Source organism: Bacillus sp. G402 (genome assembly GCF_051172515.1).
Taxonomy (GTDB): domain Bacteria; phylum Bacillota; class Bacilli; order Bacillales; family Bacillaceae; genus Bacillus; species Bacillus altitudinis.
The window spans coordinates 1261000-1287602 of sequence record NZ_JBPIZC010000001.1; the positions used below are offsets into that span (position 1 = coordinate 1261000).

At 39.9% G+C, this 26603-nt stretch carries 27 protein-coding genes; 10 read left to right on the forward strand and 17 right to left on the reverse strand.

What is annotated here, in order from left to right; translation table 11 throughout:
- Positions 1-13 precede the first annotated feature (13 nt).
- The 7 genes from ACSBQP_RS06620 to ggt all read right to left on the reverse strand — a co-directional run bounded on the left by ACSBQP_RS06620 (position 14) and on the right by ggt (position 7668).
- The gene (locus tag ACSBQP_RS06620; protein ID WP_007498866.1) at positions 14-1387 is read right to left on the reverse strand and encodes a PTS galactitol transporter subunit IIC; all 1374 of its coding nucleotides are present in this window, start codon (positions 1385-1387) and stop codon (positions 14-16) included.
- 50 nt (positions 1388-1437) lie between these two features.
- Complete coding sequence (locus ACSBQP_RS06625; RefSeq protein ID WP_017359150.1) at positions 1438-1905, reverse strand: PTS sugar transporter subunit IIA; 468 nt, start codon at positions 1903-1905, stop codon at positions 1438-1440.
- Positions 1906-2145: 240 nt separating this feature from the next.
- Positions 2146-2877: a sulfate/molybdate ABC transporter ATP-binding protein gene (locus ACSBQP_RS06630; protein ID WP_186365190.1), complete on the reverse strand. Its 732-nt coding sequence runs from the start codon at positions 2875-2877 to the stop codon at positions 2146-2148.
- 15 nt (positions 2878-2892) lie between these two features.
- Positions 2893-3762, reverse strand: a complete 870-nt coding sequence (cysW, locus tag ACSBQP_RS06635) for a sulfate ABC transporter permease subunit CysW (RefSeq protein ID WP_052320227.1) — start codon at positions 3760-3762, stop codon at positions 2893-2895.
- 5 nt (positions 3763-3767) lie between these two features.
- The gene (gene cysT, locus ACSBQP_RS06640) at positions 3768-4613 is read right to left on the reverse strand and encodes a sulfate ABC transporter permease subunit CysT (protein ID WP_019743464.1); all 846 of its coding nucleotides are present in this window, start codon (positions 4611-4613) and stop codon (positions 3768-3770) included.
- 11 nt (positions 4614-4624) lie between these two features.
- Positions 4625-5656 carry a sulfate ABC transporter substrate-binding protein gene (locus tag ACSBQP_RS06645; protein ID WP_144610172.1) on the reverse strand — a complete coding sequence of 344 codons (1032 nt, stop codon included), beginning with the start codon at positions 5654-5656 and terminating at the stop codon, positions 4625-4627.
- A 257-nt stretch (positions 5657-5913) separates the two neighbouring features.
- A complete protein-coding gene (gene ggt / locus ACSBQP_RS06650) occupies positions 5914-7668 on the reverse strand; it encodes a gamma-glutamyltransferase (protein WP_144610173.1) in 1755 nt (584 codons plus the stop codon).
- Positions 7669-7895: 227 nt separating this feature from the next.
- Here ggt and ACSBQP_RS06655 point away from each other — a divergent pair, with 227 nt between their 5' ends.
- The 6 genes from ACSBQP_RS06655 (at position 7896) to ACSBQP_RS06680 (ending at position 11485) form a co-directional block, all read left to right on the forward strand.
- A complete protein-coding gene (locus ACSBQP_RS06655) occupies positions 7896-8354 on the forward strand; it encodes an ASCH domain-containing protein (RefSeq protein WP_144610174.1) in 459 nt (152 codons plus the stop codon).
- A 206-nt stretch (positions 8355-8560) separates the two neighbouring features.
- Positions 8561-9178 carry a DUF47 domain-containing protein gene (locus tag ACSBQP_RS06660; protein ID WP_017359157.1) on the forward strand — a complete coding sequence of 206 codons (618 nt, stop codon included), beginning with the start codon at positions 8561-8563 and terminating at the stop codon, positions 9176-9178.
- A gap of 15 nt (positions 9179-9193) precedes the next feature.
- The gene (locus ACSBQP_RS06665) at positions 9194-10192 is read left to right on the forward strand and encodes an inorganic phosphate transporter (protein ID WP_017359158.1); all 999 of its coding nucleotides are present in this window, start codon (positions 9194-9196) and stop codon (positions 10190-10192) included.
- Positions 10193-10338: 146 nt separating this feature from the next.
- Positions 10339-11109, forward strand: a complete 771-nt coding sequence (locus ACSBQP_RS06670; protein ID WP_048001649.1) for a type II toxin-antitoxin system SpoIISA family toxin — start codon at positions 10339-10341, stop codon at positions 11107-11109.
- Positions 11078-11254 (forward strand): type II toxin-antitoxin system SpoIISB family antitoxin, encoded by a 177-nt coding sequence (locus ACSBQP_RS06675; protein ID WP_008346289.1) that lies wholly within the window; start codon positions 11078-11080, stop codon positions 11252-11254. The genes ACSBQP_RS06670 and ACSBQP_RS06675 overlap by 32 nt, the downstream gene beginning before the upstream one ends.
- Positions 11255-11353: 99 nt before the next feature.
- Entirely contained in the window at positions 11354-11485 is a 132-nt protein-coding gene (locus ACSBQP_RS06680; protein ID WP_255201815.1) for a hypothetical protein, read from the forward strand.
- Here the strand turns inward: ACSBQP_RS06680 and ACSBQP_RS06685 are convergent.
- A complete protein-coding gene (locus ACSBQP_RS06685) occupies positions 11474-12373 on the reverse strand; it encodes an N-acetylmuramoyl-L-alanine amidase (RefSeq protein WP_035700416.1) in 900 nt (299 codons plus the stop codon). The two genes, ACSBQP_RS06680 and ACSBQP_RS06685, sit on opposite strands and share 12 nt — an antisense overlap.
- Before the next feature lie 303 nt (positions 12374-12676).
- Between ACSBQP_RS06685 and ACSBQP_RS06690 the strand changes: the two genes are divergently transcribed.
- Positions 12677-13261, forward strand: coding sequence for an ImmA/IrrE family metallo-endopeptidase (locus ACSBQP_RS06690; protein WP_008346294.1), 585 nt, complete (start codon positions 12677-12679; stop codon positions 13259-13261).
- Here ACSBQP_RS06690 and ACSBQP_RS06695 read toward each other — a convergent pair.
- The gene (locus ACSBQP_RS06695) at positions 13252-13875 is read right to left on the reverse strand and encodes a poly-gamma-glutamate hydrolase family protein (protein ID WP_081114903.1); all 624 of its coding nucleotides are present in this window, start codon (positions 13873-13875) and stop codon (positions 13252-13254) included. The two genes, ACSBQP_RS06690 and ACSBQP_RS06695, sit on opposite strands and share 10 nt — an antisense overlap.
- Before the next feature lie 244 nt (positions 13876-14119).
- Between ACSBQP_RS06695 and ACSBQP_RS06700 the strand changes: the two genes are divergently transcribed.
- On the forward strand, positions 14120-14491 hold the full coding sequence (locus ACSBQP_RS06700; protein ID WP_017359605.1) for a DUF5412 domain-containing protein: 372 nt from the start codon (positions 14120-14122) through the stop codon (positions 14489-14491).
- Positions 14492-14531: 40 nt separating this feature from the next.
- Here ACSBQP_RS06700 and ACSBQP_RS06705 read toward each other — a convergent pair whose 3' ends face one another.
- Positions 14532-15356 carry a methyl-accepting chemotaxis protein gene (locus ACSBQP_RS06705; RefSeq protein ID WP_272755245.1) on the reverse strand — a complete coding sequence of 275 codons (825 nt, stop codon included), beginning with the start codon at positions 15354-15356 and terminating at the stop codon, positions 14532-14534.
- 221 nt (positions 15357-15577) lie between these two features.
- On the opposite strand from ACSBQP_RS06705, the gene ACSBQP_RS06710 reads away from it, so the two are divergent.
- Positions 15578-17047, forward strand: a complete 1470-nt coding sequence (locus ACSBQP_RS06710) for an NAD(P)/FAD-dependent oxidoreductase (protein WP_156060667.1) — start codon at positions 15578-15580, stop codon at positions 17045-17047.
- 27 nt (positions 17048-17074) lie between these two features.
- On the opposite strand, the gene hag (ACSBQP_RS06715) is transcribed toward ACSBQP_RS06710, so the two are convergent.
- From hag (ACSBQP_RS06715) to ACSBQP_RS06740, 6 genes are all read right to left on the reverse strand, one after another.
- Entirely contained in the window at positions 17075-17896 is an 822-nt protein-coding gene (gene hag / locus ACSBQP_RS06715; protein WP_008346306.1) for a flagellin Hag, read from the reverse strand.
- Positions 17897-18186: 290 nt separating this feature from the next.
- A complete protein-coding gene (gene hag, locus ACSBQP_RS06720) occupies positions 18187-19059 on the reverse strand; it encodes a flagellin Hag (RefSeq protein ID WP_008346308.1) in 873 nt (290 codons plus the stop codon).
- Between the two features lie 213 nt (positions 19060-19272).
- Positions 19273-20193, reverse strand: coding sequence for a flagellin Hag (hag, locus tag ACSBQP_RS06725; RefSeq protein ID WP_144610177.1), 921 nt, complete (start codon positions 20191-20193; stop codon positions 19273-19275).
- 274 nt (positions 20194-20467) lie between these two features.
- On the reverse strand, positions 20468-21370 hold the full coding sequence (hag, locus tag ACSBQP_RS06730; protein WP_017367065.1) for a flagellin Hag: 903 nt from the start codon (positions 21368-21370) through the stop codon (positions 20468-20470).
- A gap of 230 nt (positions 21371-21600) precedes the next feature.
- Entirely contained in the window at positions 21601-23121 is a 1521-nt protein-coding gene (locus ACSBQP_RS06735) for a Kelch repeat-containing protein (RefSeq protein ID WP_435028274.1), read from the reverse strand.
- A 133-nt stretch (positions 23122-23254) separates the two neighbouring features.
- Complete coding sequence (locus tag ACSBQP_RS06740; RefSeq protein ID WP_025207191.1) at positions 23255-23869, reverse strand: TetR/AcrR family transcriptional regulator; 615 nt, start codon at positions 23867-23869, stop codon at positions 23255-23257.
- A gap of 214 nt (positions 23870-24083) precedes the next feature.
- Here ACSBQP_RS06740 and ACSBQP_RS06745 point away from each other — a divergent pair, with 214 nt between their 5' ends.
- Positions 24084-25196 carry an NAD(P)-dependent alcohol dehydrogenase gene (locus ACSBQP_RS06745; RefSeq protein WP_206116146.1) on the forward strand — a complete coding sequence of 371 codons (1113 nt, stop codon included), beginning with the start codon at positions 24084-24086 and terminating at the stop codon, positions 25194-25196.
- Between the two features lie 77 nt (positions 25197-25273).
- Here ACSBQP_RS06745 and alr read toward each other — a convergent pair whose 3' ends face one another.
- Positions 25274-26455 (reverse strand): alanine racemase, encoded by a 1182-nt coding sequence (gene alr / locus ACSBQP_RS06750; RefSeq protein WP_216099296.1) that lies wholly within the window; start codon positions 26453-26455, stop codon positions 25274-25276.
- Positions 26456-26603: the final 148 nt, after the last annotated feature.

A 26603-nucleotide genomic window follows, 5' to 3' on the forward strand; every position in this document is an offset into this window, starting at 1 on the left:
CCCTCCAGCTCATTTATTGATCTTTCTGATCTAAGCCCATTTCTTTTGCATACTGCTTTTTAATATCATTTCGCACCCAGTACCAAAGAAGCGCATATGCCAGTGCACAGACAATCGCTGCAATGAAGTAAGGGTTGCTCGGATCAAGAAGTCTCACCATGATCCAAGGAATGACGTGTGAACCAAGATCGATACCAGAGATCATATTTGCCCCTTCTGGGAAGTCGAAACCAACTGCTTTCCCCATTGTTGTGGCGAGTGGTGCAAGGTTCGTTGCAATGAAGAAAACAATCATTAAGGTAAAAATACTGTTAATGAGGCCGCGAATAATATTCCCACGAGCGGCTGCTACTGCCCATACGACTGTAAATGGCAGAACCGATAAGTCTGCAAACGGCAGCATGCCATTGTAAGGAAGGACGACAGCGAGCAAAATGGTGATTGGCACCATCAAAAGGGCTACAGCCATATTCGCTGGATGACCAATGACAATCGCTGTATCCAAACCAATATAGACATTTTTTCCAGGGAAACGCTTTTGAATATAAGAACGAGCACCCTCAGAGATTGGAATAAGTCCTTCCATTAATAAAGCAACCATTCTTGGCATTAACACAAGCACTGCAGCCATTTGAATTCCAAGGGTCATGACACCTTTTGCATCATAGCCGCCAAGAAGACCAATAATGATACCAAGTATAAGACCCATCACAAGCGGTTCACCAAAGATGCCAAAACGTTTTTTCAAAGTTTCTGGATCCGCATGAATTTTGTTTAAACCAGGGATTTTATCAATCACGCGGTTTGACGCATACATCAGCGGAGCGAAGTTGACCGTTTCAGCATGAGCCATCGATACGCCTTTTAATCCGAAATGGTGTTCAATCGTCGGTGCCGTCCAATCGGCGAGTTTTAGTGTAATCGCAGAAACGATTAAACCAACGGCAAGGGCTAAGAACATATTATGATAAGCGTAGTAAGTAACAGAAGCAGCGAAAATCAAATGCCAGAAATTCCAAATATCCACATTCAATGTTTTCGTAAAGTTAACAGACAGCAAAATAACATTTAACAAGAGCACAAGAGGAATCATTAAAGGGGCAACAGGTGTACCAAATGAAATAGCGGCTCCAATCGGCCAGCCGACATCTAAAATATCAAGCTTTAATCCAAGAGAATTGACCATGGCTTTGGCTGCTGGTCCAAGACCGCTTACGAGTAAATTAATGACAAGATTGACCCCGACAAATCCAATTCCGATCGTAATACCTGCACGGAAGGATTTTTTAAATCCTTGCCTTAAAATCATACCGAATAACGTCATAATAATTGGGAGCATAATTGTTGGCCCTAAGTCTAAGATGAAATCGACGGCTTGCTTGATCATACATCCACCTCCTGATTTTAGATAAAGCGCTTACATTATGTCGTGAATAACTATTGGTTTAATTCTTTTTGAAGTACATCAACGGCTTCTTCATACGATGTCATCTGAGATAAACTTGTCATTACTTCTTCTTTTCTGAAAAGCGTCATCAGTTTCTCTAACATCACGAGCTGCTTACTAGGTTCAGAGATTGCAAGAACGAACACAATTTTGGCTTGAACTGTCTCATGAGGGCTTCCCATCTTATGAAAAATAACAGGTTCCTTTAATGTCGCTACACTGATCGCCGGTTTGTTTACATGTTCAGGATCTGTATGGGGAATGGCCACCCCAAAGGTCGCAAGAGGAAGACCGGTCGGATATGTTTTTTCTCTTTCAAGCACTGCTGGTAAAAAGCTCGATTTAATATATCCTCCAGTTTCTAACCTTTCTGCTAAATAGGCAGTCACCTCCTCACTTGAAGATGCTTCGTATTGCAGCTCAATCAGCTGTTGATCTAACTCAAACAAACTGTTCAAACAACCACCCCTTTCATTTGGTATAAATATGAACACATGTAACAAAAAGAATGAACATTTTAAAATAGAACCTTTTGTAAAGCGCTTACAAATAGATGTTTTATAAAATGTTCAATACTGTTACCTTTGTAAAGATATTATAATATTCAAAATTATAAGTCAATGTTCCTAGGAAAATTTTTATAAAAAAAGATGCAGCTTTTTGCCGCATCTCTTTCATTACATCACATCAACTTCTTGTTAAATATGGCTTCCTATATCTAAAAATTCAGCTACAAAAAGGTTGTCTGTCTGCTCTGTCATTTCTTTTTTTGTGCCGATTTTTTCGATTCTGCCCTCATTCATCACCACAACACGATCAGCGATATCAAACGCTTCTTCTTGATCATGCGTCACAAAGATGGTCGTCATTTGAAATTCTTGATGAACTTTTTTCAGCCAATGTCTTAATTCTTTTCTCACCTTTGAATCTAGTGCACCAAAAGGCTCATCTAAGAGAAGAGCTTTCGGTTTAACGGCTAGAGCACGCGCAAGTGCTACACGCTGCTTTTGTCCACCTGACAGCTGCTCTGGATAACGGTGTGCATACTGCGTTAATTGAACGACTTTCAGCAGCTCATGCACCCGCTCTTTAATGTCTTTTTTAGGCAGCCTTTCTCCTCTAGGTTTCATCTTCAATCCAAAAGCCACATTATCAAATACCGTCATATTTTGAAAAAGCGCATATTGCTGAAAGACAAAACCAATTTGCCGTTTTCGCACTGGAATATAAGTATAATCCTGTTCTCCAAATAAGATCTGCCCTGTATTCGCATCATCAAGCCCTGCAATAATTCTTAATAAAGTCGTCTTACCTGACCCAGACGGTCCAAGTAAGGAAATCAATTCCCCATTTTCGATCGTCAAATCCACGTTTTGCAAAACCTTCGTCTGCCCAAATTGCTTTGATATTTGTTTCGCTGTAATCCCCAAGGCTGATCCCTCCATTCATTTTGAACGCTTGCCAAGCCTGTGATCTCTCTGCTGAATGATCTGCTTGATGATTAATGTAATGACCGCTACAAACGCCATGAGAGAGGCCACAGCAAAAGCCGCTTGGAATTGATACTCGTTGTATAGAATTTCTATATGAAGCGGCATCGTATTCGTCATTCCGCGTATATGACCAGATACAACCGACACTGCACCAAATTCACCAATTGCCCTAGCCCCTGCTAAAATGGCGCCGTAAAAAAGGGCCCATTTTATATTTGGAAGTGTCACAAGGAAAAAGGTCTTCCACCCACTGGCACCAAGCGTAAGCGATGCTTCTTCCTCATGAATGCCTTCATTTTGCATAAACGGAATTAATTCTCTCGCAACAAAAGGAAATGTCACAAAGATGGTCGCAAGAATCATCCCCGGTACAGAGTAAATCACTTTCCATCCATTTGCTAATAGCCACGGTCCTAAAAGTCCATTTGAACCAAATAAAAGTACAAATACAAGTCCTGCAATGACAGGTGACACCGCAAACGGAAGATCAATGACAGTTGTTAACAAACGTTTTCCCGGGAAATGAAATTTTGTGATGAGCCAAGCAGCACTGATCCCAAAAATCATTTGAAGCGGCAATGTGATCATCACAATGAAAACAGTCAATTTAATTGCCGCAAGCGTGTCTGGATGTGAGATGGCAAGAAGATAAGAACTCCATCCTTTCTCAAAAGCCTTTGAAAACACAGCAATCAACGGCATGAGTAAAAACAAAATCAAAAAAGCATACACCACACTAATCAACATACGCTTCACCGCTTTTGATTCCGTCACAGGACTCCTGTACTTGATGCGGTGCTCTTTAAGAAGCTCCCTTTCCAATCGTCTCACCTCACTTCCACTTGTTTTTTCCGCTCGACAAACCACTGCAATCCGTGAATCAATAACAAAATGACAAATGATAAGAGCAGCATGAAACAGGCAATGGCTGCGGCACCTTGATAATCATACTGCTCAAGCTTAGACATGATCATCAGTGGTGTAATCTCTGTTTTAAACGGAATATTTCCCGCTATAAACACAACGGAGCCATATTCACCGAGTGCTCTTGCAAATGCCAGAGAAAATCCAGTCATTACCGCTGGAAACAAGGCAGGCAGCAGTACATGAAAAAAGGTCTGTTTTCTTGTAGCACCAAGTATGGCTGCGGCCTCTTCCACTTCCTGCTCAAGCCCCTCAATGACCGGTTGAACCGTTCTTATGACAAATGGAATGCCAATAAAAATCAGTGCCAAAATAATCCCGAGCGGGGTGTATGCCACCTTCACATGCAAAAATTGCCCAATCCACCCATTCGGAGAATAAAGAGTCGTCAAAGCGATGCCAGCCACTGCCGTTGGAAGAGCAAACGGCAAATCGATGAGGGCATCCAGGATGTTCTTTCCTGGAAACGAGTACCGCGTGAGAACCCATGCGATCAGTACACCGAAACCTGCATTGATGAGTGCAGCTGCAAAAGAAGTCGTAACCGTAAGCTGCAGCGACTTTAGCACCCGCGCATCACTAAAGACATTCCAAATTCCTTCTGCTCCTAATGAAGCCGTCCAAATAAATACCATAGATAAAGGAATCACGACAATCGCACTGACATAAACAAGTGTCACTCCGAGGCTCAGCCCGAATCCAGGCAATACACGTTTTCTTTTATTGGCGGCAGCATAGCCTTTCTTCATCACGTCGCCCCCTATTTTTGTCCGCTATATATTTGATCAAATAATCCGCCATCATCAAAAAATCTTTTCTGCGCCTTTCGCCATCCGCCAAATGCCTGATCAATGGTCACCATATCAATCTCTTTAAATTGATCTTTATATTTGTTTAGCACTTCTTGATTTCTTGGTCGATAATAGTTTTTCGCCGCAATTTCCTGTCCTTTTTTAGAATACAAATAATCTAAATAAGCCTTTGCCACTTTCTCTGTTCCTTTTCGTTTCACATTTTGGTCGACAACGGCAACGGGCGGCTCTGCTAGAATACTAATGGAGGGACTGACAATCTCAAATTTGTCTTTACCTAATTCATGCAGTGTCAAATAGGCTTCATTTTCCCAAGCAATTAACACGTCACCAAGACCGCGCTCGACAAAAGTTGTTGTGGCGCCGCGAGCACCTGAATCGAGCACCTCGACATGTTCATATAACTTTTTCACAAAATCCTTCGTTTTTTCTTCATCCCCATGAAAGGTTTTATCGGCATATGCCCATGCGGCTAAATAATTCCATCTTGCACCGCCTGACGTTTTTGGATTTGGTGTGATGATAGATACACCTGGCTGAAGCAAGTCATCCCAGTCTTTAATATTTTTGGGGTTCCCTTTCTTCACAAGAAACACAATAGTAGACGTATAAGGTGTGGACTGATTTGGAAATTCTTTTTGCCAATCCTTTGAAAGTAGCCCTCGATCTGCAATGGCATCAATGTCGTATCCAAGAGCAAGTGTAGCCACGTCTGCTTCGAGTCCATCAATAATCGATCTCCCCTGCTTACCCGACCCTCCATGAGACTGCTGTATCGTCACATCTTCACCGGTTTTGTCTTTCCAATAAGTCTGGAAGGCTTGATTGTATTCCTGATACAATTCACGTGTAGGATCGTATGACACATTCAACAGCTCAACCTTTCCCTTTTGATTTGAGGCTTCATTCGCATTTGAGCATGCAGCACTTGTGATGATGAAAAGTGTGATCGCAATAGAAATCCATATCCATTTTTTCACGTTATCCGCTCCCTTTCACATTGAATAGTGACACCAACCTTGCCGTTTTCAGTTCTATACGCAAAAAAGGCCCTCAGCGATTGAAGTACAAAAAAGTCCTGTACGTCAATGCCAAGAGCCTTCGGTTGTCCGATCAGCTATGTATGATTGATGTTAGTCTATATATTATTCAAACTATTCACAGGTGTCAACTGTGTTTTTATTTTAATGAAAAAAGAAACGCCTTCTTGATGAGGCGCTTCTTTTCCCGGGAAATGCTATTGATCTGCAGCTACCTTTAGATTGACACCAACAGCAGTTCCATTTCTCGTTGAATCAGCTACTCCAGTAAATGTCCCTGCTTTTCGATCAATCAGTAAAGCTTGCACATTCCCTATATCAATAGGTGAACTGCCAAACTGGTGACCCATATCATTTAACTTTGTTCTTACATCTAGAGGGACACCTACTTCATAACGATACGAAGTTAAGCTGTTTGTGTAGATTCTTGGCTCTTCTACCGCATCCTGAAGCTCCATGTCATATTCAAGTAAATTGAGAATCGTCTGTGAGACAGAAGCAATGATCGTCGTTCCGCCAGGAGACCCAACAGTCATAACAGGCTCTCCATCTTTAAAAATGATTGTCGGAGTCATGCTTGATAACGGACGTTTATTGGGCTGGACTTCATTTGCCCCGCCAGGTCTTGCATCAAAATCAGTCAGTTCATTATTTAAGAAAAATCCATACTCTGGAACAAGTATCCCTGTACCAAATAATTGTTCAATGGTTGTTGTAAATGACACAACATTTCCCCACTGATCTGCAACAGTAAAATGGGTCGTCTCACCAATGGTTTTATCTTCTGGCTGAGGAACAATTGGGGATGGATTTTTTTCATCCTCATATGCCCAAGGATCTCCTTCTTTCGGGCTGCGATTCATTTGATCTAGTTGAATGAGAGAGGCTCTTTCTGAAATGTAATCATCGTCTAGTAGTCCTTTTAGTGGAACATCTACGAATTCGGGGTCGCCGGCATATGCGGCTCTGTCAGCATAGGAGAGGTGCATTGTTTCAGCAAGCAGCTGATATTTTTCGAATGATTTGGGGTCATACTGAGACAGGTTAAAATGGTCAAGTATTTTGAGAATTTGTAGCATAAACACCCCGCCTGAGCTTGGTGGAGGCATGCTTGCAAGCTGATATCCTTTATAGTCTCCCCAGATTGGCTTGTCAGTCTTGACTTCATAACGTTTGATATCTTTTGAAGTCATCGTCCCGCCAAAATCTTGAACTGTATTTGCAAGTGCCTTTGCTACTTTTCCTTCATAAAACGCTTTGCTTCCTTTTTTCGCAATGAGTTTAAATGTTTTTGCAAGACCTGGCTGGACAAGCAGATCTCCTTCTTCGAGCGGCTGATCATTTGGAAGAAAAATTGGCGCTGCGGCCGTTTTTTTCAATTTTCCTTGATGATCATCAATCGCTTTTGCCAAGACAGAGTCAATTTCAAAACCATCTTCTGCAAGTTGAATGGAGGGCTCAATCAATTCCTTCATAGAACGAGTACCCCACTTATCTAATGCAGCTTCAAGACCTTTTACAGTCCCTGGAACACCTACCGCATTTCCATGTGTAGATCGCTCAGTAAATGGAATCACTTTTCCATCATCTGTTAAAAACATGTCAGGTGTTGCGCCCTGTGGTGCTCGCTCTCTGCTATTGATGATGGATGTTTCCTTTGTCTTCCCATCATAAACCATCATAAATCCGCCACCGCCAATTCCAGACATCATTGGCTCTGTTACGTTAAGTGCGTATTGAATGGCAACAGCAGCATCCACTGCGTTCCCACCTTTTTTCAATACATCAGCACCAATCTCCGATGCAAGCGGATGTGCAGTAGCCACCATACCATCTTTGCCAACAGCTACTTTATTCCCATGAGTTTCGTTTGCAGTGACTTGGCTGACCGGCAGGAAAAACGAGAAAACAAACAGACATATGGACAAAACAGTTAGAGAAATGCGTTTCATGAACAACACCCCTTCCATATTCTTACTTTGACCTTACCGACTTCTTGACCAGAATACAATAGATTATTCTAAAATTTCAAAATTTTTCATTCTATCATCCTATATCTGCCAAACAAAACGCATGTTTTCAAAACATATGACATGCACAGTTTGTAGTAATAAAGACATACGATTTCCAAGTAGGAAACTTCACGATATAATAAACTCATAACAAAGGGGGAAAAAGGATGAACCACAAAAGCACTTTATTTTGGGAATCTTATTGGGAAGAAAAATCAGAAAAAACTCCTGATCACACCTCTGTTTCTGCTTGGGCATTTGGCGCAGATCCAGATCACTTGCTTGACCTTGTACAACAAGGAAAAAAAACAGCCACTTGTTCTGGATACCTTTTTTACGAAAAAGAACAAGAGCCTCTTCCAAAACCCGGTCAATATGCGGTCATTTTGGACAGCAGGGAGGAACCAAAAGCCATCATAGAGATCACGCAAGTAGATATCATGCCAATGAATGAGGTTCCTGAATCATTTGCAAAAGCAGAAGGTGAAGGCGACCTTTCATATGACTATTGGTACAAAGAACATGAAGAATTTTTCACAGAAGCCCTTAAGCCGTACGGATTAACATTTAAGGAAGATATGCTTCTTGTTTGTGAGCGGTTTAAGCTTGTTTATTCAGCTTCTTAACGTTTAAGCGGTGCCAAAAATGGTCCGCTTTTTTGCTTTCTTTTCCCCTTTCTGAAAAAGGTGAGTTGAGATCACATCTTTAGGTCAGAATAAGATCAAATAGAAAAAGTGAAGAAATTTTCGACTACACCTGTTTTTTTTCGACAAAAGAATATATAATTATTTGATGTGTGCATTGTCTCATTTATACAATGGAGGGTTTTTACATGTTAAAAAGGAAAAAAGACAAGTTTTCCGTCTTGTTAACGGAAATTGCTAAAAATTTAGATGAAACTGCTGAGTATTTTGTTAGCTATAAAGTAACAAATCAAACCACTCTGAAAGAATTTTCTGACACATTGAAGGAATATGAGACAAAAGGTGATAATCATGTTCATACCATGATTAAAGAGCTGAATAAAGCCTTTATTACACCGATTGAACGTGAAGACATTCTTCAATTGACGAATAGCCTCGACGATGTTTTAGACGGCATTGAGCATTTTTCAGCAACTTTAGAAATTTATTCAATTACAAGCTCTGACGAACATATCGACAAATTCAGCCACTACATCAGAGAATGTGCGAAAGAAATTTTAACGACTATTGAATTACTGGCTGATAATCGCTTAAAAGATATTCATCCGCACGCAATCAAAATTAAAGAGATTGAGCATAATTGTGACAATCTTCACCGCAAATCACTAAAGAACTTGTTTGGAAAAGAAACAGATCCAATTAAGGTCATTCAATACAAAGAAATTTACGAAACACTTGAAGAAATCGCAGATTCCTGTCAAAGTGTTGCCAACAATCTAGAAACAATCATTATGAAGAATGCGTAACGGGGTTAGTTAAACATGGATACATTACTCATCCTTACCATACTTATTGTCATTTGTGCACTTGCTTTTGATTTCATTAACGGATTCCACGATACAGCAAATGCCATTGCTACTTCTGTTTCAACAAAGGCGTTAAAGCCTAGACATGCTATTATTATGGCAGCGTTTATGAACTTCTTAGGAGCAATGACATTTACAGGTGTGGCAAAGTCCATTACAAAAGACATCGCAGATCCTTTTACACTTCAAAACGGATCTGTCGTCATTTTGGCTGCTTTAATTGCAGCGATTACTTGGAACTTGCTTACTTGGTATTACGGGATTCCGAGTAGTTCTTCACACGCACTGATCGGGTCAATTGCAGGAGCTGTTATTGCCTCTGCTGGTTTTGGCGCTTTAAACTATTCGGGATTCATTAAAATCATTCAAGCACTATTGCTTTCACCTATCCTGGCTTTTGTTTTGGGATATATCGTGTATACCATTATCAAAATTATATTCCGAAACAACAATCTCGCAAAAACAAATAAACAATTCCGACGTGTTCAAATTTTAACGGCTGCACTGCAATCGTATACTCACGGAACAAACGATGCGCAAAAAGCGATGGGAATTATTACGATGGCTTTAATTGCAGGTAATTTGCATACAACAGACGACATTCCTTTCTGGGTACAATTCTCTTGTGCGCTTGCAATGGGACTTGGTACGTCTATTGGCGGCTGGAAGATTATTAAAACAGTCGGCGGTAAAATCATGAAGATTCGTCCAGTAAACGGAGTATCTGCAGACTTAACGGGTGCAGCTATTATCTTCGGTGCAACATTTATTCACTTACCGGTTAGTACCACTCACGTGATCTCATCTTCTATTCTAGGTGTAGGTTCTGCACATAGAGTAAAAGGAGTCAACTGGGGTACGGCAAAACGTATGCTTGTCACTTGGGTGATCACATTACCGATTTCGGGAACTCTAGGGGCACTTATATACTTTGTGTTAAATGCGATTCTCTAATATCAAAGACCTGTCTAACAGGTCTTTTTTTATTTGTTTGCATTCTTAAATGCTCTTTTTCTGCAAGCCATTTTTTCATGAAGCAGGGTTTCCAATCATATCCATAGAAATAAATAAGTATCCATCTGTCTATGGGAGAGAAGAACATGCTATTATTTTTTCAATTGACTGTTTGGTTATTGCTAGGTGCTCTTGCTGTATATGTATTTGCGGTATGGCGCTTTGAACAAAAAGTAAAAGAAAAGATGTTTGCGATTCGTAAAACGTGGTATTGGATTTATGTAGCGGGTGCTGTTGTGTACTGGACATATGACCCTGCTTCAATCTTCACCGATTGGATGCACTACCTGATTATTGCTGTTTTTTTCGCATTAACTGATGCCTTTATTTTCCTCAGCTCCTATATTAAAAAACTCGGTAATCATGAACTTGAAACCGACACCCATCAACTCCTAGAACAAAATAACGACCTGCTTCATTCTTACCTCAATAAACTAAAAACGTACCAATACCTATTGAAAAACGAACCGATCCATGTATATTATGGAAGTATAGAAGCTTATATAGAGGGAATTGAACGACTGATCTATTCTTTTGCAGAAAAAATGAATATTCAAGCAGTTCTTTGTCCTTATGATACGCAGGAGCAAAAAGATGACCTGCTGCGGACACTTGATCAGAGAGCGCTCATTCAAGCAAAGCTTGACAGGCAGGAAGTGTATTACGATGATTACGGCAAATTGGTTCTCATCCCGTTTTCAGTAGCGGATGCACACTTTGTGATTAAGCTGACCTCTGAGGATATTGTCACTGAATTCGACTATTTATTAATGACTTCACTTACAACGATTTATGACCTAATCTTGCCTGACGAAGAGGAAGGTGATGAAGATGGAACACGCACTTCAAGGGGATAATAACAATCGCAAGAAAAACCCATTTAAGATTTTAAAGAAAAAGCGCCATATTAGTATGGCTGATTACAAAGTAAGTCCCCATACGGAGCGTATTTTCAAAAAGAATGAACAGCTCCTAGATGAGTATAAAAATAAAAAAGCTTGATTACACTAAAGGACGCGGAACATCATCCGCGTCCTACTTCCGTTTTCACATCTACTTGCATACAATAAAACCAACTGCTGCAACGATTGAGGTGCCAATATGAAAAAGAAACTTAAACAATTGAGGTATGTTCAGTTTGCTGAATTTAAGCCATCCCCTTATATCTGCCGATTACATGAAAAAAGTGAAGCCGTCATTCAAGCGGCCAAAAAGAAAGACTCACTGATTTAATAGTTGAAGCAACTTCACTTTTGTTTTAGGACCGTATACTCCATCACTTGTTAGACCATTCATCAGTTGAAATCGCGCGACGGCATTGGCTGTTTTTTCCCCATAAACGCCATCAATGCCCTTATCTGCAGCTGTTTTGTCAGGATAAAAATACACAGCAGCAAGCGCTTTTTGGACGAGACGTACATGCTCCCCTTTTGTCAGAGGTGATGTCACCTTTAACACCCCATCCGGCAGTTCATAACTGAGCTTTTCTTCTGCATGATAAATCTTGAGAACTTGTCCAACTCGAATCATGTTCGGGTCACTAATCTGATTCCATGTCTGTAAATCACTCACTGTGACACCATGGGCTTTGGCAATACTCGTTAGCGTATCCCCGCTTTTCACCACATATGTGATCACCGTTTCCGGATCACCTGCAGTCTCAATTCCTCTTTTAAATTCATCCCATGTAGCTAGCAGCAGACGTGGACATGTTTTTCCTGACCAATGCTGATGCGTCACCACATTTGCTAATGGAATGCCATGTTCTTTTAAAAGCTTTTGAATAAGCCACTGGGCATGTTTGACAGCTTGTTGAAAGTTTCCATCTTCGTTTTCACAAATTTCAATGCCAATCGATTTTCGGTTGCCATCTCCATGTCCATCCCCAGCATGCCACCCATTTTCATTTAAAGGGAGATGCTGAAAAATTTCTCTGTCATCCACTGTGAAGTGCCAGCTTACCTCTGTTGTTGAGCGTTTGACATATGCCGCATGACTTTTTGCGTCAGCTCCCTTAGATGTATTGGCTGTGTTATGCACAGTTACATAAAGCGGCGTCATAGCATATCCTGGCCGATTTCCGTTTCCAACTGGAATAAAATCTTGATAAATTTGTACCATGTTTTGCACTCCTTTTTGCTAAATTGATGTTTGATCTTGCTCATCAATCGGTGGCAAACGTAAGACAAATTTGTTTGTTTTCGTCATAAGACTATGGTAAAATTTGAATTCAATCGCCATTTTATCTTTATAAAAAAACAGAATAAAAACAGGAAAAACTTCCAATTTTCTTTGATTTTATGTTAAAATTGTTAAAAACAAGCCGATATAAAAAGTAAGCGATAGCTTTATTAGCCATTTAGTCCTATATGGACTTTTCTTTTACGGCAAAAATAGAACATACGTTTGTATGGAGGTTTTGACATGACTTATTTTTTAACCCATTTAGAAGAAGATATTAAACGGTTATACACTCAACTGCAAATAAGCGGTCCTGCCTATGTAGACATGCATAGGATCGCCGCTGAATTTCATGTATGGGTACACTACGAGGATACTGGCAGCATGATGATCAAACATCAAGGTCTTTACAGTATTATTTTAAACAGAGCCTTATCGTCAGAAGAACAGTGGCAGGATTTCGCCCACGAGCTTTGTCATGTGCTAAAGCATACAGGCAACCACTTTAACATGCACAAGCTCTTTCGAGAACTGCAAGAGTTTCAAGCAAAACAATTCATGTATCACTTTTGTGTTCCGACTTTTATGCTGCTGCAAATGACGCTCCCAAACCTTAGGCAGCAAGCCATTTTGCATATTGCTCAAACATTTCATGTCACTCGGGCTTTTGCTGAAAAACGGCTTGCTCTATTTGAACAGCGAAGAGCCGGCATTCAATTTCAAAAAGAATTTACTTCTTATTTAATGAGAGCCGGCAAGGTCGCAGAAAATGAAGCTGCGTATCAAACAAAAGCGTCAGCACACGTGACGTCAGAAGTTTATTCATAAAGGCTTAACACTTGTTTCAGTACATTTGTGTATTGATAAAATTGTTCGGTTTGTGTATCACGTCTACGGCTCCGCCTAAAGTCTTGAAAGAAAGCTCTTCTCTGAGCTTGGCTAATTTCAATTTGAACACTTTTTCCTGTGAGGCATTGATTATTAATATTTTGAGGATGTGTTCCAGCAAATTGATCCGATTCAGATAGAAGTAAGGCATGGAAGCCATTTTGTGTGAGACACTTCACTGTTTCAGCAGCTTTTTCCCTGTCAGTACCGCCAACTAAAGTTTGTAGGATGTCTGTTTCTCCATAGCCGTGGAGTGCAAACGTATAATGATGTGTATGCACTTGAGAAAGACAAATCGGCTCATCAAAACGTGTGCTCGTAATATGAAGAACATGATTGCCTTTCACTTTAAGGCCCTCGAATAAATACATAGAATAATCGGTTGCTACTTCATGGACCAGCTCGCTCACACCAGATTCAATTCCTCCCGCATGAGGTGACAGGACGAGAAGCTGATCCCCTTTCCGCTGATGAAGAATTTGATAGTCGATCCCTTTTCTTTCATGAGCGGAAAGCTCTTCATAATTTTGATACGTATCTATGATTTGATTCATTCCATCTGCCCCATTTCTCTATATGAGCATAAGTCTACTGATCGCAAATTCTTTTGTAAAGTGTTTTCGAATAACCAGTGTGATCTGAATGCATCCTTAAATTTTCCTTATCTTTACGGGCTAACTGTTGAATGTTGAGAAAAAATGACCGATAATTGAAATGAATAGAACTTTTGGACTATATGAATCTTTTTGTAATCTCTCTCATATATTAGAATATTGCGATCTACACCTGGAGGAATTCATGTTTAAAAAGAAAACCACCATCATCCTTGCCATCTTATGTCTTAGCTTCGCCGGAATTATTTACTGGAAATGCTTCTCTCTTCAAGGCGTGTCTCACGGCACATTCATCCGCTCGATATCATCACCTGATGGAACCTATACCATTAACACGTATCGACATAGCGGAGGAAAGCTAAAAGAGAATGCGGTCAGAGCCGAAATTGAAAACAAACTCACCCATCATAAGAAAACAATCTACTGGAAGTACCCTGATAAAGATCCTCTGATCAAATGGGAAAATGCACAGCTCGTACAAATTGGACATGAGTTTTTAAATGTGGTCAAAGGTGAAACATACGATTATCGCTTTGATCAGAAAAATAGAAAATAACGTGCCAGCAAAAAAAACGAACCCTTTTTGGATTCGTTTTTTACGTTGACATCACCTTTTGCATAAATTCTTTCATTTCTTTACTAACCGTCGTCAACCTATCTACAATTTCACTAAACTCCGTCACTAATAAAGCTTGTTCTGAAGATGACCCTTTCATATGGCCCATACTCTCAAGTAATGTATGTATATTAGAGGAAATCCCTTGCAATGAGCTTTCTATATTTTCCGTTGCACGTGAGGTTTCGCTTGAGAGCTTTTGAACCTCGCTCGCTACCACACTAAAACCCGCTCCCTCTTTCCCTGCCCTGGCCGCTTCAATTGAAGCATTCAATCCTAGCAAACTCGTTTGCTTAGAGATACCTTTGATCATTTTTGTAATATCTGAAGTTTTTTTCGAACTTTCAAGTGTTTGCTGTGTTTGGAATGTCATTTCCTCACTTGTCGCAGAGAGCTCTTCTGAATGAGCCGCCACCACATGTACTTTTTCTTGAATACTTTGAATGATGTCGTTCAATGACTCCATATACGCCTCAAGCTCTATTTGATTTTTAAGCGGAAAACCTAAAGCGATTGCACCAATGACTTGTTGATTTTCATCGAAAATCGGCAATCCCATTGCATTTAAAGGCGTCCCATACACCGATTCAGGTACGAATGTAGTTGATGTTTCTCCTCTAAGCGCATTTTTCATATTCTGATCATCTGGTTTAATAGGATCTCCTGTCCGTATTTGAAAATCCACATCTTTTGATGGCAAATACAGCAAGAATTTTTCTCGATCAATGACCCCCATCGTCACTTCATCTTTTAAAATCTTCATCATATAAGGTACTGCGGTTACAATACTCTGTAGTATATCCATTCTCTCTACCCCCTTAATATATTTATCGGTCATTCCTCTTAAATTTGATCATTATTTTTTAAAAATAATGATCAAGATTGAAGTTTTTTTCATATTTACGAGTAAAAAGTATGCCAATTCCTTTCTATATTCAAAAAAACGAGAATTTGCTATACTTAGAAAATCAACATATGATGAAATGGTCATGTAACCATTTTATATATTCACTGGAGGCGCATGTTGTGACACAACCCATGAAGTATGAGCGGGCGATCGTCATCGGAGGCGGAATAACGGGAATGCTCGCTGCAAAGGTTTTATCAAGTTTTTACCTTGAAGTATTGATTATTGAAAAGGACGAATTGCCAGACGCTCCTGAGAATCGTCTTGGCACGCCTCAAGCTTTTCATCCACATAGAATGCTGCCACTAGGCAAAAAAATAGTGGAACGTCTATTTCCTGGTTATACAAAAGAATTACTCGAATTGGGCGGGTACAACACATGGCATCAGACATCTCGATTTATGACAAAAGATGGCGAGTTAGTACTCACCGATACTGAAGAAACAGCTGTCACACGACGTGCCATGCTAGAGTGGGTGCTGATGCAAAGAATGTTATGCGAGGAACGTGTTCAATTTTTAGAAAAACATGAAGCGATCGCTCTTCTTTTTGAAGAAGAAACGACTAAAGTGAGTGGATTACAGGTCAAAGATCGGAGGATAAAGCCTGGAATCATCAACAAAATAAGTGCGGACTTAGTCATTGATACGTCTGGAAGAATGTCTAAATTGCCAAAATGGCTGAAAAGCGCAGGACGAACCTTGCCGCAGACAGATGAGCTAATCTTGTCTCTTGGCTATAGCACAAGATACTACCAAATACCACCTGAGGCACCGAATCTGGAACCAATGGTCATCGTTGGACAGCCAAATAAGAAAATTCCAACAGGACTGTTTGAACGAGTAGATCATGATTTAGCAGCGGTTCTTCTCTCAGCAGCTGGCGGCTCTCATTATCCAACAACGGACGCTGATCAGTTTGATGAAGAGACCACTACGCTGACCAATCCCTCGATAGCAGAAGCCATCACTCATTTAATTCCCTATACGGAACCAAAAGGATTTAGAGTTCCGGCTTGTGTCAGAAACCACTATGAACAAATGGAAGATTGGCCAAGCGGCTTATTGGTCATGGGTGATGCCTTATGCACATTAGATCCAATACATGGTCAGGGAATGACAAAGGCAGCTCTTGAGGCACAGACACTTGAGCGTATGCTCAAACAAGCACAAGAAGATGGGCTTATTTCTTTTGAACGGCATACCTTACAACAAATGCAGCACGCCAATGAGCTTGGCTGGTGGCTTTGTGCAATTGCGGATATGGCTTGGGAAGGCGTCGAATTAAAAGGAACCCCCATTCCGCATCTGACATTTGTACAAGAATTTTTCAATTATTATGTACAATATGCCGTTCAAACAAAACAAACTAAATACCTTGAGGCATATCATCGTATGCATTCATTCTTAATAGAACCGAGAAAAATCATCAACCTAGAGCAGCTGCAAGACATGATTCAAGCTGACTCCACTGGTGAGGTCGGCCACTGGTGGCATAGGTGGGATCAAAAGAATGATGAATTAAATCGAGCTTTCTTCTATGAAGCCGTTCCAGACTTTCAATTACATCAATTGCTAAAATCAACATAAAAAAAGCCCCTCAACGGGGGCTTTTAATTAACGTAATAATTGAAGTACGTTTTGTGGCTGTTGGTTCGCTTGTGCAAGCATTGCTTGTGAAGCTTGAGAAAGAATGTTGTTCTTAGTGAACTCACTCATTTCTTTCGCCATGTCAACGTCGCGAATACGAGACTCAGCAGCTGTTAAGTTTTCAGCAGAAGCACCAAGGTTGTTGATTGTGTGCTCTAGACGGTTTTGGACCGCCCCAAGTGATGAACGTTGTTTAGATACAGCGCCGATTGCCGCATCGATTTTTTCAATTTCAGTATCGAAATTGAAGCCATCAACACTTACATCAATATCTTTAACTGTTAATGTTTCTGCATCCATTTTACCAATTTCAACAATAATATGTTGTTCCTTGTTCGCACCAATTTGGAATTGGAATCCGTCTGTAACATCTCCATTTAAAAGGTTCTTTCCGTTAAATGCTGTGCGGCTTGAGATACCATCAATCTCTTCAACAAGTGCTTTAATCTCATCTTGAATCGCCGTTAAATCCTCAGTCTGCTGTGTACCTACGTTACCCGCTTGAACTGTCAACTCACGCATACGTTGAAGAATCGCATGTGTTTCAGTTAATGCACCTTCAGCTGTTTGAATAAGAGAAATACCATCTTGTGCGTTTTTAGACGCCATTTCTAACCCCCGGATTTGTCCACGCATTTTTTCAGAAATCGCAAGACCTGCTGCGTCATCTCCTGCACGGTTGATACGAAGACCAGAAGAAAGCTTCTCCATGTTCTTTTGCCCTGCTCCATTATTTGCAGACAAACGGTTCAGTGTGTTAAGTGCTGCGATATTGTGGTTAATTCTCATATTAAATGACCTCCATGTGTTTGAACCAATTAGACATCCATGTCTAAAAGTTCTAAATTAGAATTTTTTTGTAAGCCTTACAATCCATTTATCGAACTTTAATGGAATATGTTTAACAAAAAAGGAATAAATAAGGAAAAAGTCTTATTCATTATGATTGTTTCGCTAGAGTATGCCAAATTTAAAGGTCATTTTTCATGATTTATCAGAGGGATTTAAGAATCATAAGACTGGAGAAAATGTGAAGGAAAAAACAGCATAAAAAAAAAGCCCCATCAAGGGGCCTTTCATTAACGTAGTAATTGAAGTACGTTTTGTGGCTGTTGGTTCGCTTGTGCAAGCATTGCTTGAGAAGCTTGAGAAAGAATGTTGTTCTTTGTGAACTCACTCATTTCTTTCGCCATGTCAACGTCACGGATACGAGACTCAGCAGCTGTTAAGTTTTCACCAGAAGCACCAAGGTTGTTGATTGTGTGCTCTAGACGGTTTTGAACTGCACCAAGTTTAGAACGTTGATCTGAAACTTGTTTAATTGCATTGTCAACGATATCTAGTTGATCATCGAAACTAGTTGTTGCAAAATCAGTTACTTTAATAGCAGATACTGTTTTAGTAGCGTCAGTTGGATCTGTTCCAATTTTATCAGCAGACATCGCTTTGATGTTCACATCTAATTTTTGAGCTTTGTTTGCACCAATTTGGAATGTTAATGTATCTGTTTCAAAGTCGCCATTCAACAATTTTTTACCGTTGAATTCAGTACGATCAGAAATTCCATTTCCATCCGTTCCGCCACCGATTTCTTTGATAAGGTTGTTGATTTCCTCTTGAATTGCACCAAGATCTGTATCGTCTTGTGTACCCGTGTTTCCAGCTTGAACCACTAGTTCACGAACACGTTGAAGGATTGAGTGAGTTTCAGTCAATGCACCTTCAGCTGTTTGGATAAGAGAGATACCGTCTTGTGCGTTTTTAGAAGCCATTTCTAGTCCGCGGATTTGTCCACGCATTTTTTCAGAGATTGCTAGACCTGCTGCGTCATCTCCTGCACGGTTAATTTTAAGACCAGAAGAAAGTTTCTCCATGTTCTTTTGGCTTGCACCGTTGTTTGCAGACAAACGGTTTAATGTGTTAAGTGCTGCGATATTGTGGTTAATTCTCATTTCCTATTACCTCCATGTATGCGGGACCTGACAGACGTCCTTGTCTGAAAAAAGTCCTTTTTTCTAGGGTCTATATACCCTGACAAGTGTATTATCGGTTTATTTTATAGGAAGTTTAACATTCTTTAATATTTTTTATCGCATTTTAACATATTCAGTTTTATGAACTGTATGAAGTTAGGAAACAAAAAAAGCCCCATATAGGGCTCTTCATTAACGTAGTAATTGAAGTACGTTTTGCGGTTGTTGGTTTGCTTGTGCAAGCATTGCTTGTGAAGCTTGAGAAAGAATGTTGTTCTTTGTGAACTCACTCATTTCTTTCGCCATGTCAACGTCGCGGATACGAGACTCAGCAGCTGTTAAGTTTTCACCAGAAGCACCAAGGTTGTTGATTGTGTGCTCTAGACGGTTTTGAACTGCACCGAGTTTAGAACGTTGGTCAGATACTTGTTTGATCGCTCCATCAACGATATCTAATTGATCATCAAAAGAAAGTGCGCCAGTAGCAGTCGGATCAGCGAATTGTGTTACATCGATGTCAGCTACTGCGTGGTCTGCAATAAGAGCACCAGTACCGGGATCAACCGCACCAAGTGCTGTAGAAGACATTGCTTCAATATTAACTTCTAATTTTTGTGCTTTATTTGCACCAATTTGGAAAGTTAATGATTTTGGTGTAGCACCAGCTGCGCTGAACGTACCGTCAAGTAATTTCTTTCCGTTAAATTCTGTACGATCAGAGATACCGTTTTTATCAGTACCATTTCCAATTTCTTGGACAAGGTTCTTGATTTCCTCTTGAATTGCACCAAGATCTGTATCGTCTTGTGTACCCGTGTTTCCAGCTTGAACCACTAGTTCACGAACACGTTGAAGGATTGAGTGAGTTTCAGTCAATGCACCCTCAGCCGTTTGGATAAGAGAGATACCGTCTTGTGCGTTCTTAGTAGCCATTTCTAATCCGCGGATTTGCCCACGCATTTTTTCAGAGATTGCTAGACCTGCTGCGTCATCTCCTGCACGGTTGATTTTAAGACCAGAAGAAAGTTTCTCCATGTTCTTTTGGCTCGCACCGTTGTTTGCAGATAAACGGTTCAGTGTGTTAAGTGCTGCGATATTGTGGTTAATTCTCATTTCCTATTACCTCCATGTATGTGGGACCTGACAGACATCCTTGTCTGAAAAAAGTCCTTTATTCTAGGGCTTATCAACCCTGACAATTCTTTTATCGGATTATTTCATAGGAAGTTTAACATTTTTTAATATATATTGATCGATTTTACATATCTTTATTCACCATTTAGTTTTAAATAGATTTCTATTATTCTCTTCGTTCAAGTGATGAGCACATAACCTGTATTAAATTGAATAGGAACAAAACAAAAAAGCCCCATAAAGGGGCCTGTCATTAACGAAGTAATTGAAGTACGTTTTGTGGCTGTTGGTTCGCTTGTGCAAGCATTGCTTGTGAAGCTTGAGAAAGAATGTTGTTCTTAGTGAACTCACTCATTTCTTTCGCCATGTCAACGTCGCGAATACGAGACTCAGCAGCTGTTAAGTTTTCACCAGAAGCACCAAGGTTGTTGATCGTGTGCTCTAGACGGTTTTGAACCGCACCTAGTTTAGAACGTTGATTTGAAACTTGTTTGATTGCACCATCTACGATGTCTAGTTGCTGATCAAATGTAAGTGTTGGTGTAGCAGCAGCGAATTGTGTAACATCAATGTTAGAGACCGCTTGACCAGTTACAAGAGTTCCATCTGGTTGAGTAGCACCAATTTTATCAGAAGACATTGCTTCGATATTTACATCTAATTTTTGTGCTTTATTTGCACCGATTTGGAAAGTTAAAGTAGCTGTACCATTAGCGAAAGCACCATTCAACAATTTTTTACCGTTGAACTCAGTACGATCAGAGATACCATTTTTCTCAGAACCATTACCAATTTCTTGGACAAGGTTCTTGATTTCTTCTTGAATTGCACCAAGATCTGTATCGTCTTGTGTACCCGTGTTTCCAGCTTGAACAACAAGCTCACGTACACGTTGAAGGATTGAATGAGTTTCAGTCAATGCACCTTCAGCTGTTTGGATAAGTGAGATACCATCTTGTGCGTTTTTTGAAGCCATTTCTAATCCGCGGATTTGTCCACGCATTTTTTCAGAAATCGCTAGACCTGCTGCGTCATCTCCTGCACGGTTGATTTTAAGACCAGAAGAAAGTTTCTCCATGTTCTTTTGGCTCGCACCGTTGTTTGCAGATAAACGGTTTAATGTGTTAAGTGCTGCGATATTGTGGTTAATTCTCATTTCCTATTACCTCCATGTATGTGGGACCTGACAGACGTCCTTGTCTGAAAAAAGTCCTTCGTTCTAGGGCTTATCAACCCTGACAATTTTAATATCGGATATGGTTATAGGATGTTTAACAGATTTTTTAAAAAATAACGCATTTTTAATGACATTAGTCCTAATTTTAACAATTTCACAAAAACAAAAACTACTGATCTTTCACCAGCAGTTTTTCCATTATATGAATATCAGTATTGTTTGATATCAAACATTAGGATATTTTGGTACACCACATAATCCTTCTTACTTGTAAAAGGCCCTTTATTATGCTCATCATTGATTTCATAGAAGTTCATCCCAATTCCAAAGCTTCTTTCTTTGTACCAGTTAAGAAAATTGTTGATTTCTTTCATTGAGAGCAGATAATCCTTTTGCAGTCCGTTTATCATAGTAATTGAAAGTATACCTTTTGTTGATTCTTTCCCTGGCTTTGTTCCATCCTGATCTTTCGGTTCTTCGGTTGATCCATCACCAGGTTTTGTTCCGTCCTGATCTTTTGGCTCTTCTGTTGTACCATCACCTGGCTTTGTTCCGTCCTGATCTTTCGGTTCTTCGGTTGTATCATCACCTGGCTTTGTCCCGTCCTGATCTTTCGGCTCTTCTGTTGTTCCATCACCAGGCTTTGTCCCATCTTGATCCTTTGGGTCTTCTGCTATCCCATCATCCGGTTTTTTTTCATCCTCAGTCACTTGTAAGTCTTTTAATGAAATAGAAATCACGGATCTGTAATCACTTTTTACAGAAAGATGTCTCATAGATTCCGAATAGTTACGTCCGCCAATGACATACAATTGGTCATCAACAATTGCTGCGACAGCTGATACTCTACCTTCTGGTAAATCATATGCTGAATTTTTAAATTGGCCATCTTTTGGATTGAAAATCTGAACTTTGTTTACCATATTTTTCGAACTATCACCATATAATTGCCCACCAATAATAAAGAACTTGCCGTTGTAAGTTTCATAGGAGGGTTCATATGTATAAGTTGTTAACTGAACATCAATAAGTCTCTTCCAAGTATCTGTTGCAATATCATACTGAAACAAATACTTTTCTCTACTATGCCCTATCGAATTTTCGCCACCTGCAACATATATTTTTCCGTCAATTGCAGAAATGGCTCTCCCATTTCGAGATGGTAAGCCTGAGGAGTCCAAGCTCTTCCATTCACCAGAGGTTGTATTGTATTCATAGACATTATTTTTATATGAGTTTTTTGAAGATACAATATATATCTTCTCTTTCACTGCAACTGCTTGTAAAGTTCCTTTACTATAAGCTGAAAAAACCGGCTCTCTTGGAATTCGAATCGGCTCTTCAGCCCACTGATCAAGTTCTGCATCATAAATATCTATAGTGTTATAAGCTACTTCTGTCTCTTCATTAATTCCACCTATTAGATAGATTTTTTTACCTACAGTAGCGTAAGTACCGCCTGTTCTATTTCTTGGCATACTGGCTTTCTCTTCCCAAACATCTTTTTTTGGATCATACATAAATGTTTGGTTATTCAACTTATTTATTTCACTTGCTCCACCAAATACATAAATCTTCCCATCAACGACTCCCACACCAGCATTAATACGTTCTTCTGGTAAATCAGCTCGTTTCGTCCATCCAATTGAATTTTCTGCATTTGCTTTAAATGGACTAAGAGTACTCATTAATAGGAGTACCGTGATAAATAATAAAAACCTTTTTTTCATTTTCTATTCCTCCAACTCGTTATGTTCCCTCCTTTTATCGTGCTGTTTTTTACAAAGTTTACAATTTAAAGAAGTTTTAAACAAAACTTTATATACATTCAAAATGTTGTGCGCTAGAGATGCGGCCTAAGCATCACCTTTTCATAATCGCTTCTTCATCTTTCAACTGAATCATAAGTGAGGACTGAATATATAATAAATTGATAATGCGGCGTGCCATTTCTGAGGGAGATGCATTGTAGTCATTTCTGATCCATTCAATGATAAAACCAAAGATCCCGTATGAACGATACTGGACAAAATAACTGTCGTTGATTTCTTCATACTGATCACTCACAAATGACATTCTATTTTTGAAGATATATTGTATTTTCTTCAGCAATTGTTCTTGTATGTGGGGAATTCGGTCTTCCATCACTAATAAATCATAATAGTCGCGATTTTCAACGATATATTGAAATACATCAGTGCCTTCTGGTTTCATGCGAGTTAAATCCAACAGTGGATTTTCACGAGTCGGCTTACAAAATTCATATTCGAAATCGACCATTTCCCGGTGAATAACATCTGCTGCTAATTCATCTTTACTTTCATAATGTACATAAAACGTCGTCCGATTATAGTTTGCCTTTTCCACAATATCCTTCACTTTTACATGCGAATATCCTTTTTCTTTTACTAGTATTTTGAATGTTTGACGAAGTGTTTCTTTTGTTCGCTCAACACGGCGATCCTCTTTTTTGATCATGGGCCCCTCCTTTAGACACTTTTTAAAAAATGTTGATTAGAGATACATAAATTCATTTGTGTTGAAAACCTATACAAAAAAGATTTTTTGCTGATTGAAACGGAAAATCTTTCGTCCTACAATCAACTTAGTCATAAAGAAATGAATTTTTTGTGACATTTGATCTAATCTTTCTTCAGAATATCATACTATACAAAAAGTGAGGGCACATGATATGGAAATTCAAGCGATGGTCACAACAAATGAAAAAGATTTCGAGAAACAAACACTATTACTAGATGATCCAAAAGCAGATGAAGTGCTTGTCAAAATCGTTGCATCTGGCGTTTGTCATACGGATGCCACTGTATTAGATGGCACGCTCCCTGTTCCACGTCCTGCTTTATTAGGACATGAAGGCTCTGGCATAGTCGTGAAAGCAGGTTCTAATGTCACAACCGTTCAAGAAGGAGACCACGTTGTACTTGGTTTCGCTTATTGCGGTCATTGCCATAATTGTCTTGACGGGAACGCTGGTGGATGTGAAAACATGATTCCACTAAATTTTTCTGGTCGTAATAAACATAATGAAACGCCTATCCATACACATGAGCATCAAGATGTATCACAATTTTTTGGTCAATCGTCATTTGGTACATATGCAACGGTTGATGAGAAAAATGTGGTGAAAGTAGACAAAGAAACTGATTTACGTTATTTAGGACCATTTGGCTGCGGCTTAATGACTGGGAGCGGTACTGTCTTAAATTCACTTGCTCCAGCTCCAGGTACAAGCTTTGTTGTGTTCGGTACAGGCGCTGTTGGTTTAAGTGGGTTAATGGCAGCAAAAATTGCAGGCTGTGATCCGATTATTGCCGTTGATATCCATGATAGCCGCCTTGAGCTAGCAAAAGAATTAGGTGCAACACATGTCATCAACAGTAAACATGAGAATCCAGCTGAAAAAGTTAAGGAAATCACAGAAGGAAAAGGAGCACATTACTCATTTGAAACAACTGGAGTACCAGAAGTCACGTTAGCTGCTCTTCACTGCCTGCGTGTCAAAGGAACTTGTGCAACAGTAGCAGTAGGAAAGCGCGATTTAACGTTTAATGTGACAAATGATCTCATGCTCAATGCGCTCACGTTAAAAGGTGTGATAGAAGGAGATGCCGTTCCTCAACTATTCATTCCTAAACTAGTCAAGTTCTTTAAAAATGGACAATTCCCAGTTGAGAAACTAGCAAAATTCTACGAATTAGAAGAGATTGAACAAGCCTTTGAAGATTCTAAAAATGGATCTACGATTAAACCAATTCTTATTTTAGATAAAGAGTATCGAGCTTAAGCCGAAATAAGATATGAAACTCAAAAGCCCCCTTGCCATATAAAGGGGCTTTTTGCAATTTCATGCCGTCCTTACCTTCACACATACATCACCGGCGTCGATATTTTAATAATCTTCCCGCCTCGACGATAAAACCTTGGAACACGGCGGCTTAATGTTGCAATGACTTCATAGTTAATCGTATTGAGCATTTCAGCAATTTCATCAACAGAAATTTCTCCGCCCTTTTGACGGCCATAAATGACGACTTCCTCGCCTTGCTTTGCTTTCATCTCTCCTAAGCTGATCATGGTCATATCCATTGTGACTCGGCCCGCAATCGGCATTCTTTCTCCGCGGAAAAGCATAAACCCTCGATTGGATAAAGCACGTGAGTACCCATCTGCATAGCCAATCGGTATGGTCGCAATGACTTCGTCAGGCTTTGCTACATAGGTTGCCCCATAGCTGACGGTTCTTGGCTTTGTCACCATTTTCTTCACGAACGCAATTCTTGCTTTTAAACTGAGAGCGGGCTCTAGCTGAACAGCGTCTAAGCTTTCAATGTATTGCGAGGGATACAATCCATACAGTCCGATACCAAGCCGGATCATATCGGCACTAAATTCAGGAAACGCAATCGAAGCAGCTGTATTGTTCATATGTACGGTCGGCAGTTTGATCCCTTCTTCTTTCAAAAACCGAAGAAAATCAATGAAGATGCTGTGCTGCAGCAACGTAAAATCAGGATCAGGCTCATCCGCAGTAGAGAAATGCGTAAATATTCCATCCCACCTCAGGTTTTCACTCTTTTCAAGCGCCTTCACAACCGCTAACAGCTCTTCCTTTGTCCGTACACCTAATCGCCCCATCCCTGTGTCAACATTGACATGAATCCCAAGCTGGCGCTGGCTTTCTTCTTCCGCTAAGATCTCATTTGCTTGAGCAATCCAGTCTTCTCGAAGGCCGGAGAGATCGATTCTCCAGGCTGCGGCCCTTTTCACACAATCGAGCGGTGTAAATCCAAGCACAAGAATAGGTGCTTCTATTTTTGCTCTTCGCAATACAATCCCTTCTTCTAAGCTAGCAACTGCAAGTTCTGTCGCACCGCTTTCTAGTGCCTGCCGCGCTACCTCCACTGAACCGTGTCCATAAGCATTCGCCTTCACGACAGCCATGATCTTACTCTTCTTTGGAATATGCGCTTGAATGGCTTCGATATTTCTTTTAATCGCATCAAGATTGACTTCAATCCAGACTTCCCGGCAAAGTTTTTTCAATCGAATGACCCCCTTAACTCATTTAAATGTCTATTCTCTTGTATTCACTGAATACCATACCTTAATGTTTATTCTGTATGGTATAGAATCATTCAATCTTCATAAATACTAACCAAAAAAGAGAACCACATAAAACGTGATTCCCTTA